Source organism: Pelagibacterium sp. (assembly GCF_965249125.1).
GTDB lineage: Bacteria > Pseudomonadota > Alphaproteobacteria > Rhizobiales > Devosiaceae > Pelagibacterium.
The window spans coordinates 3,366,665-3,378,240 of the sequence record NZ_OZ252217.1 but is presented as its reverse complement, the minus strand read 5'-3'; the positions used below and the strand labels follow the sequence as shown (position 1 = coordinate 3,378,240).

Here is an 11,576-nt window from a genome sequence, read left to right as displayed (position 1 = left end):
GTCATCAGTATGCTTATAAGGTCTCAAACGTTGTTGTTCGACCGCCGTCGTTGGGAGCCATCCAATCTTCAAACTGATTTCGTGCGAAGAAACACGTGACATATTGCAAACTACTTGTAGGGGAACAACCCACAGGATCATTCAGTATCACTACGATCGGTGGAATCATCTATCTTCAAACGGCCGCCAAGCAAGTCCCATCCGCGCCGACTTATATATCCACCCACAGCCGCCATCTCCTTAGCACGATCCTGAACGCCCCCGGGATATCGGATCGCATAGCGTATTTCTCCCAAATCGGCGGCAAAATCAGCCAAGTCGTCGGAAGTAAATTTCACGCGCTTGATGCTCTTATTGTGTACTCGAACGGCTGTAATCTCGTGAGGAGCACTCGGCGTCCATTCCCAGCGCGAATGAACGACTGCTTGGCGAAACTCGTTTAGCGAGATGATCTTGTCGTATTGAGCCTTCAGAACTGCCTTCCTGGCACCATCGTTCGACTCAACCACCCTCTCTAGCCATAACTTCAGTACTGCGCTGAACTGCGCATTCTTGTTCATTGCTGCAGGGAGACTCTCACAGCCCTCGAAGGACAACAAGGTTTGGTCGAAAATGTCAGCTTCAAGAAAGCCCCATTGAGATACAATTGATCCGATCAAGTAAGTTTCACGCTCCGAAAGCTCGGTGTCTAGGATATGACGCAAGGGGCTCTCCAGCTGAATTGAACGGATCTGCATTAAGTCGCCGGTATAGCAGGTGAACTAATATTGGCGGTCGTCGGCGCAGCGCGTCAATGGGAACTTACGGGTTGATGAGAGTATTGGAGGAGGCCTGTTGCAGCTATCGATCAACCTCGAGCATCCGGATGAATGACTGCTTCAGGATTGAGGCAATCAGCCCTGAATTTCTTCATTTACGTCGACAGCCGCTCTCTGCCCAAACGTCACTCCTCTAACAAAAAACCCCGGAGCTTGCGCTCCGGGGTCCAATTTCGCATTCCGATCATGCGGCCCGCCGCCTAGATATCCAGATTCGAAACCGCCAGCGCGTTGTCCTGGATGAAATCGCGCCGCGGTTCGACGAGATCGCCCATGAGCTGGGAAAAGATCGAATCCGCGTCGTCGGTTTCCTTGATCTGCACCTGCAGCAGCGTGCGGCCGTCCTTGTCCATAGTGGTTTCCCACAGCTGGGATGCGTTCATTTCGCCCAGCCCCTTGTAGCGCTGCATCGAAACGCCCTTGGCGCCGGCCGCCTGGACGATGGCGAACAGCGAGCGCGGGCCATAGACCTCGCTCACGGTCTCCTTGCGGGTCAGGCTCGGCACCCCGCCATAGATCTCGTCGAGCTTGCCGGCCAGATTGCGCAGCTTGCGCGCATCGGCCGAGCCCAAAAGCGCCGCATCGAGCGTATGGCTTTCGGTCACCCCGCGCACCACGCGCGAAAAGACATATCCGCCCTCCCCGTCCAGCGCGCCTTCCCAGGTCCGCTCGGTCTCGTCCGACATGCGGTTGAGCCGGTTGGCCACCCGGTCGGCCAGCCCCTGGGCGGTCTGGGGGTTTTCCATGGCCGCCGGATCGAGCGCGCCGACCACGGCGGCCTGCTCGATCATCTGCCGATTGTACCGCGAATTCTGGTTATCGATCAGATGGTTGAGGTCGCGCGCCTGTTCAACGATCGAGAGCAGGTCCGGTCCCGCATGGGTCGATCCGGCCCGCGTGGTCAGGATCGCTTCGTCGACCCCGCCGGCCAGCAGATAGTCCTCGCGCGCCCGCTCGTCTTTCAGATATTGCTCGGACCGCCCGCGCGTCACCTTGTAGAGCGGCGGCTGGGCGATATAGAGGTGCCCGCGTTCGATGATTTCGGGCATCTGCCGGTAAAAGAACGTCAAAAGCAGGGTGCGGATATGGGCGCCGTCCACGTCGGCGTCGGTCATGATGATGATCTTGTGGTAGCGCAGCTTGTCGGGATTGAATTCCTCCCGCCCGATGCCCGTGCCCAGCGCCGTGATCAGCGTGCCCACCTGGTCGGATGAAATCATCCGGTCGAACCGGGCCCGTTCCACGTTCAATATCTTGCCGCGCAGCGGCAGCACGGCCTGGGTGGCGCGGTCGCGCCCCTGCTTGGCCGACCCGCCCGCCGAATCGCCCTCGACGATAAAGATTTCCGCCTTGGCCGGATCGCGTTCCTGGCAGTCGGCAAGTTTGCCCGGCAGCGAGGAGATTTCCAGCGCCGATTTGCGGCGGGTCAACTCCCGCGCCTTGCGCGCCGCTTCACGGGCCGCCGCCGCCTCGGCCACCTTGGTGGCAATGGCTTTGGCTTCGGCCGGATGTTCCTCGAACCACTGGTTGAGCTTGTCGTTGACGACGTTTTCCACCACCGGCCGCACTTCGGACGACACCAGCTTGTCCTTGGTCTGGGACGAGAATTTGGGGTCGGGCACTTTCACCGACAGCACGCAGGTCAGCCCCTCGCGGGTGTCATCGCCGGTCAGCGAAACCTTTTCGCGCTTGGTGATCCCGCTCTGCTCGGCATAGCCATTGACCTGCCGCGTCAGCGCCCCGCGCAGGCCCGCAAGGTGCGTGCCGCCGTCGCGCTGGGGAATGTTGTTGGTAAAGCACAACACGTTCTCGTGGTAGCTGTCGTTCCACCACAGCGCCACCTCGACGGTGATCCCGTCCTTCTCCGAAATCAGCGAAATCGGCTTGTCGAGAAGCGCCGACTTGTTCTTGTCGAGATATTGGACAAACGCTTCCAGCCCGCCCTCATACATGAGGTCGGTTTCAACCATTTCGGGGTGCCGCTTGTCGCGCAGGATGATGTGCACGCCCGAATTGAGAAAGGCCAGCTCGCGCAGCCGGTGTTCGAGCGTCTTGTAGTCGAACTCCACCATGGTGAAGGTTTCGCTCGAGGGCATGAAGGTGATTTCCGTGCCCGAACGGCCCTCATTGGTGCCCGGCTTTTTGTCTTCGACATAATCGCCGATCCGGGTCAGAGGCCCGTCGGCCACCCCATGGGTGAAATTCACCTCGTAAATGCCGCCCGCCCGGCGGATCTTGAGCCTGAGCCAGACCGAAAGCGCATTGACCACCGAAATCCCCACCCCGTGCAACCCGCCCGAGACCTTGTAGGAATTCTGGTCGAATTTCCCGCCCGCATGGAGCTGGGTCATGATCACTTCCGCCGCCGAAATCCCCTCCTCCTTATGGATATCGGTGGGAATGCCGCGCCCATTGTCGGTCACCGTCACCGAGCCATCGGCGTTGAGCGTGACCGAGACCAGGTCCGCATGACCGGCCAGCGCCTCGTCGATCGAGTTGTCGACAGCCTCATAGACCATGTGGTGCAGGCCCGTTCCGTCATCGGTATCCCCGATATACATTCCGGGGCGTTTCCGGACCGCGTCGAGGCCCTTGAGAACCTTGATCGAATCCGCGCCATAGTCTGCATCGTTGGGGGTCGGGGGCGTGTCGCTCATGAAAGAAGAATCAGCCTTGTTGGGAATTGATAACTTGTACCTGATCGGGGGCTTATCCCCAAGCAATTTGGCCGTTTTTCATCGCCAGGAGCGTGGCCAGAAAAAGTTGCAGACTTTTCCGGTTCGACCGCGCGACCAGAAAAACCGCACCACACTGGCCACCGTTCTTCAGCCCATCGGGCGCAGCTGGCCGGCGTGAACCGAAAACGGCTGCGCGCGGTCGCCCAGAGCGGCGAAAAGCACCGGGTCGGTCCCGGTCATCCAGCACTGGGTTCCAAGCTTCTCGAGCGCATCGAACAGCGCCCCGCGCCGCACGGGGTCGAGATGGGCGGCAATCTCGTCGAGCAGCAGGATCGGGGTGATCCCGGTCATTGTCGAAACCAGCCGCGCATGAACAAGCACAAGCCCGATCAGCAGCGCTTTCTGCTCGCCCGTCGAGCACAATCCCGCCGGCATCGATTTTGGGGTATGGGTCACATCGAGATCGACCCGGTGTGGTCCCAATGTGGTGCGTCCCGCCGCCCGATCGAGCCCCCTGGCCTCCCGCCAAATCCCGGCCAGCGCCGCTTCCAGCCCGCTCGCCGTCGCCGGAATATCGCCCTCCATCATCGGGGTGATGGCCAGCAGCGCCGCGGGAAACCCCGTGTCGGCCACCGATTTTTCCATCAATGCCTGCAGATGGGCCAGCGAATCGGCGCGCGCGAAATAAATCGCGGTGGCCAGTTCCGCCATCTGCGCCTCGATGGCGCTCAGCCACGCGCCATCTCCCTTGTCCTCGAGCAGCCGGTTGCGCTGGCGCATAGCCTTTTCAAAATCGGAAACGGTGCCTGAATGACCCGGATGAAGCGCGGTGACCAGCCGGTCCAAAAAGCGCCGCCGCTCGCTGGCCGGGCCGGTAAACAGCCCATCCATGGATGGCGTGAGCCAGAGCACGCGCACATGCTCGCTCATCTCCTCGACGGCCCGCGCATTGGCGCCGTTGATCCGCACCCGCCGCCCGGTGGCATCGGCACTCGCCCCGGTGCCGATATCGACGGGTCCGTAAGCGGTCTCGATGCCGGCGGCCACGGCCCACAGCCCGTCCCCGCCAACCGTTCCCAGCGTATCGAACCCGGCCCGCCGCAGGCCGCGCCCCGGCGCCAAAAGCGATATCGCTTCAATGAGGTTGGTCTTGCCCGCCCCGTTTTCACCGGTAAGCACCACATGGCGATGATCGAGATCGAGCGCCGCGCTGGGATAATTGCGAAACCCGGTCAGCCGCAAACGGGAAATATAGCGCTGTGCATCGGTCATGAGTTCAGTCCGCGCCGCCAGCCCATAACTGATGTCCTGAAGGCATGTGCTGGCCGATTCTGGTCAGGACGGAGCGAAAGCCGTGCATTTCGAGAGCCGGAGCGGAGCGTACTGACAGTACGTGAGCACCGGAAGCGCAGAAATGTGCGGCTTGCAGCCCGTCCTCACCTGAATCAAACACGCATGGGCATGAGGACGAAAAGGGCCTTGGTCTCCCCATCCTCACGCACCAGGGTCGGCGATCCGGCGTCGTTGAACATGAAGGTCGCGCTTTCCGTGCGGATCTGGGCGATGATTTCAAGCAGGTAGCGCGCGTTGAACCCGATCTCGAACCCTTCGAGCTCGAATTCGACAGGCAGTTCCTCATTGGCCGTGCCGTGATCGGGATTGGTCACGCTCAATTCGAGCTGCCCCGGCGTCAGCGCCAGCTTGACCGCCTTGCCGCCGCGTTCCGAGGCGATTGTGGAAACCCGGTCCACCGCCCGCGCCAGGCTGTCGCGATCGACCACCAGCGCCTTGTCGTTGTTTTTCGGCGTCACGCGCTCGTAATCGGGGAAACTGCCCTCGATCAGCTTGGAGAGCAGAATCACCCCGCCCAGCGTGAAGCGGATCTTGGTGTCGGAAAGCTCGACCTTGACCTCGTCCTCGACCCCGTCGAGCAGTTTTAGCACTTCGGCCACGCTCTTGCGCGGGATGATGATGCCCGGCATCCCTGCCGAACCGGACGGCGCTTCGGCTTCCACCCGCGCCAGCCGGTGTCCGTCGGTCGCCACCGCCCGCATCACAACCCCATCGGGCCCGTCCACTGTATGAACGAAAATCCCGTTGAGATAATAGCGCGTTTCCTCGTTGGAAATCGCGAACTGGGTGCGCTCGATCAGATCCTTGAGCATCTCGACCTTGATCGAGAAGGTATGGGTAAAGGCCCCCGATTTCAGGTCCGGGAACCCATCGGGGTTCAGACACGCCAGGTGAAAGCGCGACCGGCCCGAAGAGATCAGCATCTGATCGTTCCCGTCGGTCTCGAGCACCACATCGGCGCCATCGGAGAGCTTGCGCACGATTTCATAAAGCGTGTGCGCGGGAACGGTCGTTGTGCCCGGCGTGCCGGTCATGGCCGGCACGGTTTCCGTCACTTCGATATCGAGGTCGGTGGCGCGCAGGTCCAGCCCCTCGCCGGTAGCGCTCATCAGAACGTTGGCGAGGATCGGATAGGTGTTGCGCCGCTCGACAACGCGGTGCACATGCCCCAGTGATTTGAGCAAATGGTTGCGCTCGAGCGTGACCTTCATGGCTTATTAGACCCCTGATCTTTTCTGTCTGGTTTTCGCTGGCCCTGAACGGGCCATCACCGGCGCAAAAGCCGGGCACAGACCCTGCATCGCCGGGCGGAAAAACGCAAGGCCCCACCCCGCCGCAGGAGGGCGGCGGGACAAGAATTTGGTGGATTGTCGATCGGGCAAACATTCCCTTGGCCTCTCGTGCGCCGCCCTCCCCTTCACCGGCCTGCCGGCCACCCTCAAAGGGGCGAGGGTTCAGTCCATGCCATGCGTCGATGCCATACGCGGCTGCCGCAACCAAAAACCGTTAGGCCCCCTATTGTCCCCGATCACGAGGCAATCCATTTTCCGGGCAGTCTCCCTCTTTTCGTCGTCCTCGCGCTTGACGCGAGGACCCGCACCGCTGCCATTATTCCCAGCTCCAAAGGGTGCCCCCACCCGCTTCCCGGTCCCTCGACATCTTCAAAGCCTGTCCAACGCAGCAGGTCCCCGCGTCAAGCGCGAGGACGACGACGGCGGGAGAAGCCGGCGCCAGCCAAGATCACCCGCGCATCGGCGAGGCCCATCTCACCTCTCCCCCAGGGGGAGAGAGCCTGCCCCGGACGCGATCCGGGGGCGCCGCGCAGCGGCGGGTGAGGGGGCCTTGCTTTCTTTAAAAAACCCGAGGGCCTGGGCGATAATGCTCCCGCCACAGCCCTCCGAGCACAGCTCTTCGGGCGTTCGCCCCTCAAAAAGGTGCGTCTTTTGCCGCTGGCCCTTCAGCCATAGGCTTGCGGGCCCGGATGGGCCCGCCGCCGCTCACTCCTCCAGCATGCGCCGGAGCAGTTCGATTTCCTGGGTCAGCTCTCCATCCTGGCTCATCAGCTGCTCCACCTTGCGCACCGAATGGAGCACCGTGGTGTGGTCGCGCCCACCGAACCGGCGTCCGATTTCGGGCAGCGACCGCGAGGTCAGCGATTTGGCAAGATACATGGCGATCTGGCGCGGACGCACCACGTCGCGCGAGCGGCGCGAACTCAAAAGCTCGTTGCGCGGCACCTTGTAGTGGCGGGCGACGATTTTCAGGATGTCTTCGATGCGCACCCTTGGGGTTTCGCGCGAGCGGATCAAATCCTGCAGGGTCTTTTCGGCCAGCCCCACGGTGATCGGCTCGCCGGTCAACTGGTTGGCGGCCACCAGCCGGTTAACCGCGCCGTCCAGATCGCGGCCATGGCTCACGACCGAGCGCGCAACGTAATCGATGACAGCGCCGGGAAAGCTCAGCCCGGTGAACCGGCTTGCCGCCTGGTCGGCGCGCTTCTGCACGATGGCGCGGCGCAACTCGGGGTCGAACTGGGTAATGGGGATCACCAGCCCCCCCGACAGCCGCGAGCGCACCCGGTCGTCGAGCATTTCGAGATCGCGCGGCGGCGCATCGCCGGCCACCACGACCTGTTTGGTGCCCGAAATCAGCGTCGAGAGCGTATGGCCGAACTCGGTGGCCGATTTGCCCTGCAGGAACTGCATGTCGTCGATCAGCAGAAGGTCGATGCCGCGCAGCCATTCCTTGAAGGCCAGCGCCGACTGGTGCTGCACCGCGGTGATGAAATGGTACATGAAATGATCGGCGGTTAGATAAACGATATTGCGCGAGGTATCCGAAGCGCCCGCCGCCCAGGCAATGGCGTTGAGAAGGTGGGTCTTGCCCAGCCCAACCGAGGAATGGATATAGACCGGATTGAAGGTCACCACATTGTTGGCGGCGGCCGAAGCGACCTGCTTGGCGACGTTGAGCGCCATTTCATTGGCACTGCCCGAAACAAAGGTGTCGAAGGTCAGCTTGCGGTCCAGCGACGAGCCCGAAAGCGCGTTGGCGCGCGTGCCGCTGGCCGGCTGGCTGCTGACCAGCGCGGGCACTGTCCGCACCTCCGGGGCGCTGGCCGGGGTGTCCGCATCGGCGGTCGAGGGCTCGTGCGAGCTCACCAGCCGGGGCCGGGCCTGGCCGTTGACGCGCACCGTCAGGTGCAGCCGGCCTATGGTTTCGTCTTCGCTTGTGAAGGCCTCTAGAATCTTTTCGACATAATTGGACTGGATCCACGAGCACAAAAAGCGCGTCGGCACCGACAGATGCGCCAGATCGCCCACAACTTCCTCAAGCTCGAGCCGGGCGAACCATGACGTAAAGACGTCTTCGCCGACAGCCGCCCTCAGCCGCGCTCGCACGCGCAGCCAGACCTGGTCGGCATCCATGGTCATCTTCGTTCCCCCTTCGGCCCCTGTTGTCGTCGTCGTTTGCGGAACTGCGCCCGCTTTCCCTCCACGCTTTCCCCAAGTTCCGCGATCCGCAGCCGCGATCGAATCCATTGCTGTTGCCTCTTATAGCTATGACGTCCCGCCCATCCCCGGCGGCACCCCTGTTTCCCCATTTCATCCCGTTGATCGGGACAATAAATTTACGCCCCCGCGCAAGCATTTCCTGCGCAGTACCCTATCGCTACAAATTGAAATCGGCGCAGCTGCGCCTGAGGAAAAGACGAAAACCCGTCTTTGTCAGTCTAGAAGTGAACCAGGAACTTCGGATGTCCGGTCATGAAACCATAACGGCTCGCAACAAGCCGAAAAGGATATAAACCGTCCATCGCTGTCCCCTTGGTCTACCCGTATGAAGGAGGCGTTAGACTTGTCTTTCGCCAGCCCCTTTCTGATCCAACGGGGTCATTTTAGACAGTCAAATTTTTGCGCACAACCGCAGATTTGGCCAAAAATCCGCTTGACTCGCCCCCCGTGCCCGCCGCCGCTCCGTGCCCGCCCGGCGGGGGAAAATTAAGGGTATGGGACTCCTTGCAGATTCCCGTTCGGGCCGTTTTGAGTCTCAACGAATTATTTTTTCCGTTGCCCCTCACCGCCACCGCCCTGTGCATCTTTTGTGACCCTGCCATGACGGAAATGTCACGCAAATTTGGCGCGCTTTTTGAAATGACAAAGGCCCCCAGAGGGGGCCTTGGAAACTTGTTCTCAAACCCGAAACACGATCGGGTCGATGGGTATTGTAAGGCCTTTAGGCGCCCAGTGCCTTGACGCGCTTGGCGAGACGCGAAACCTTGCGGTCGGCCATGTTCTTGTGGAACACGCCCTTGCCGGCGGCGCGCTGCAGTTCGGGTTCGGCGGCGCGCAGTGCTGCGGCGGCGGCTGCCTGATCGCCCGAGGCAATCGCTTCTTCGACTTTGCGCAGATAGGTGCGCACGCGGGAGCGGCGGGCCGTGTTCTTGGCGGTGCGGGTTTCGATCTTGCGGGCGGCCTTCTTGGCCGAGGTGGTATTTGCCATTTTTAAAAAGTTTCCTCGTGGCGGTGTGCCTTGCGTGCTTGAACCCTTCGGGCAAGCACAACCGGAACGGGCGCCCCTTGCGGCGCGCCCAGCGAAGGCTGCTCTATAGAGAGCGAGGAAAAGAGAGTCAAACGCTTTAAGCCGGCAAGGCGGCCGGGCGCTCAGAACCGGTAGTTGAGCCCGAAACGCACATCGTGGGTATTAAGGCTCACATTGCCGTCCGGGAACAGCCCGCCCACGCCGGAAAGCGTATACTCACCGAAATCGCTGTAACGGTATTCGACCCGCGCTGTCCATTGATCGGCAAAGGCGTGCTCGACCCCGGCCCCGGCGGTCCATCCGATGTGGGTCTGGTTGTGTATCGTGGCCGAGATGGCTGTGGGAATTGAGTAGAAATCCACTGTGTAATTGGCCGCTGCCACCCCGCCGGTCACATAGGCCATGGTGTTGTCGAAGGCATAGCCCGCCCGCGCCCGCGCCGAACCCGACCATTCCATATTGGTTTCCATCAGCGCGCTGACCGCCGGGATCGCCGCCATGCCCGCCACCCCGTTATGGCTCAGGTCCGCCTCCACCCCGATCACCAGATTGGTGTCCATCTGCTGGTTGAAGCCCAGCTGCACCCCTCCGATGAGGCCGCTGGGGTCGACAACCAGATTGAAAAGCGGTCCACCGGTATCGATAAACAGATCGGAGTGGCCCGCCGCATAGCCGAAATGGACGCCGGCATACAGCCCGGTCCACGAGGCACTGGCCGTTGGGATTTGCTCTTGCGCCGCCACCTGGGCGGTCGGCAGAAACCCGGCCATCGCAAACAGCGCGCCGGTGAATAAACTACGTTTCATTGTCCGTTCCCTGTCCTCTCGGGAGGTCGCAAAGGGACCGGCCCCGGACCCCGCACGGCAATATGGGCGGTGTCCTGGCTTGCGATCCCGCCCCATCGCTAGCAGAGATCGGACCCTGGCGTGTGGACGGAACGGAAGCCGATAATGCGTCATGGGAACTGCGGGGGCGGGTTTCCCGGATCTGTGGCTTTGCGGCGCCACCAAGCGCGCCCCGCCCGGCGCCCACCGCTTTCGCGTTGTGCAAATCCGGCGCCCGGCTTAAAACAGAGGCATTCCATGGCGCCCATGCCGGACAATGGGACGGCCTTGGCTTGACCGGTTCCTGTCGAACGGAGCGAATGTCCTTGCTTCCTGACGCCGCTGCCCAGATCGTTTCCTTTTCCGCCGCCTCCATCCCCGAGCGTCATCGCGACGAATGCCTGCGCGAGTTTCATGGCCGCATCCGCATGCGCATGCGGATCGACCCCCATCCCGGCCACGCGCTGCGCTACGATGTCAGGACTTTGATGCTGCCCGACATGACCTGTGCCGTCGCGTCTGCCTCTCCGGTCGGCTGGGCGCGCACATCCGAGCTTCTTGCCGACGGCAATGACGACATCATGATTTCCTGGAACAGGGGCGGCTACCACCTCGCTTTGCCGGGCAAGGGAGATTACCAGACCCGCCCCGGTCATGCGGTGCTGCTGTCCCTCGATCGCCGGCTCGCCGCCACAACCAATGATTCGCGCTGGGCCCTGGTGCTCCAGGTCAAACGGTCCCTTCTCGCGCCCCTCGTCGGCAATATCGACGATCTCGAGCCCGATATCATCGGCCGGGCCCAGCCGGCCCATGGCCTGCTGTTCCAATATCTGCGCGCGCTCACCCATGCCCGGACCCCTTCTGCCCTGGCACCCATGGCCTCCCGCCATATCGTCGATCTTCTGGCGGCCTCCCTCGGGGCGGGATATGGCGATGCCCCCACCCCTGGCGTGCGCGCGGCCCGTCTTGCCGCCCTAAAGCATCACATCATGGCGAACCTTGCCGATCCGGCCCTGTCCGCCGAACAGGTCGCCCGCAAATTCGCCATCAGCGCCCGCTATGTGCGCCAGCTCTTCGCTGAACAGGGGACCAGCTTTTCCGACTATGTCACGGACCGGCGTCTGGCCCATATCCATGGCTGCCTGAGCGATCCGCGCCAGGTCCTGCGGCCGATTGGCGACATCGCCTTTGAAGCCGGCTTCATCGAGCCCTCGACATTCTACCGCCAATTCCGGCGACGCTACCGGATGACCCCCTCCGACGTTCGCCGGCACGCTATCGGCGCACCATCGGGGCCTTAGAGCGCTTCCAGGATAAGTGGGCACCACTTATCCGGTTCGGAAGCGCGACAAAACAAAGGT

At 62.0% G+C, this 11,576-nt stretch carries 9 protein-coding genes; 2 read left to right on the top strand and 7 right to left on the bottom strand.

Annotated elements, in window-relative coordinates:
• Positions 1–137: 137 nt before the first annotated feature.
• Positions 138–737: a hypothetical protein gene (locus tag ACP148_RS16390; protein ID WP_421951904.1), complete on the bottom strand. Its 600-nt coding sequence runs from the start codon at positions 735–737 to the stop codon at positions 138–140.
• A 281-nt stretch (positions 738–1,018) separates the two neighbouring features.
• Positions 1,019–3,475, bottom strand: a complete 2,457-nt coding sequence (gene gyrB, locus ACP148_RS16385) for a DNA topoisomerase (ATP-hydrolyzing) subunit B (protein WP_421951903.1) — start codon at positions 3,473–3,475, stop codon at positions 1,019–1,021.
• On the opposite strand from gyrB, the gene ACP148_RS16380 reads away from it, so the two are divergent.
• Entirely contained in the window at positions 3,474–3,674 is a 201-nt protein-coding gene (locus ACP148_RS16380; RefSeq protein WP_421951902.1) for a hypothetical protein, read from the top strand. The two genes, gyrB and ACP148_RS16380, sit on opposite strands and share 2 nt — an antisense overlap.
• Here the strand turns inward: ACP148_RS16380 and recF are convergent.
• From recF to ACP148_RS16355, 5 genes are all read right to left on the bottom strand, one after another.
• Complete coding sequence (recF, locus tag ACP148_RS16375; RefSeq protein ID WP_421951901.1) at positions 3,644–4,768, bottom strand: DNA replication/repair protein RecF; 1,125 nt, start codon at positions 4,766–4,768, stop codon at positions 3,644–3,646. The genes ACP148_RS16380 and recF overlap by 31 nt on opposite strands.
• A gap of 173 nt (positions 4,769–4,941) precedes the next feature.
• Positions 4,942–6,060 (bottom strand): DNA polymerase III subunit beta, encoded by a 1,119-nt coding sequence (gene dnaN, locus ACP148_RS16370; protein WP_421951900.1) that lies wholly within the window; start codon positions 6,058–6,060, stop codon positions 4,942–4,944.
• Between the two features lie 786 nt (positions 6,061–6,846).
• Entirely contained in the window at positions 6,847–8,283 is a 1,437-nt protein-coding gene (gene dnaA, locus ACP148_RS16365) for a chromosomal replication initiator protein DnaA (protein WP_421951899.1), read from the bottom strand.
• 802 nt (positions 8,284–9,085) lie between these two features.
• Positions 9,086–9,352 (bottom strand): 30S ribosomal protein S20, encoded by a 267-nt coding sequence (gene rpsT / locus ACP148_RS16360; RefSeq protein ID WP_421951898.1) that lies wholly within the window; start codon positions 9,350–9,352, stop codon positions 9,086–9,088.
• 161 nt (positions 9,353–9,513) lie between these two features.
• A complete protein-coding gene (locus tag ACP148_RS16355) occupies positions 9,514–10,197 on the bottom strand; it encodes an outer membrane protein (RefSeq protein WP_421951897.1) in 684 nt (227 codons plus the stop codon).
• 338 nt (positions 10,198–10,535) lie between these two features.
• Between ACP148_RS16355 and ACP148_RS16350 the strand changes: the two genes are divergently transcribed.
• The gene (locus ACP148_RS16350; protein WP_421951896.1) at positions 10,536–11,516 is read left to right on the top strand and encodes a helix-turn-helix domain-containing protein; all 981 of its coding nucleotides are present in this window, start codon (positions 10,536–10,538) and stop codon (positions 11,514–11,516) included.
• Positions 11,517–11,576 lie beyond the last annotated feature (60 nt).

Coding starts and splice junctions, on each gene's coding strand:
- ACP148_RS16390 (WP_421951904.1), bottom strand. CDS start 737: ATGCAGATCCGTTCAATTCAGCTGGAGAGCCCCTTGCGTCATATCCTA.
- ACP148_RS16380 (WP_421951902.1), top strand. CDS start 3,474: ATGAAAGAAGAATCAGCCTTGTTGGGAATTGATAACTTGTACCTGATC.
- gyrB (WP_421951903.1), bottom strand. CDS start 3,475: ATGAGCGACACGCCCCCGACCCCCAACGATGCAGACTATGGCGCGGAT.
- recF (WP_421951901.1), bottom strand. CDS start 4,768: ATGACCGATGCACAGCGCTATATTTCCCGTTTGCGGCTGACCGGGTTT.
- dnaN (WP_421951900.1), bottom strand. CDS start 6,060: ATGAAGGTCACGCTCGAGCGCAACCATTTGCTCAAATCACTGGGGCAT.
- dnaA (WP_421951899.1), bottom strand. CDS start 8,283: ATGACCATGGATGCCGACCAGGTCTGGCTGCGCGTGCGAGCGCGGCTG.
- rpsT (WP_421951898.1), bottom strand. CDS start 9,352: ATGGCAAATACCACCTCGGCCAAGAAGGCCGCCCGCAAGATCGAAACC.
- ACP148_RS16355 (WP_421951897.1), bottom strand. CDS start 10,197: ATGAAACGTAGTTTATTCACCGGCGCGCTGTTTGCGATGGCCGGGTTT.
- ACP148_RS16350 (WP_421951896.1), top strand. CDS start 10,536: ATGTCCTTGCTTCCTGACGCCGCTGCCCAGATCGTTTCCTTTTCCGCC.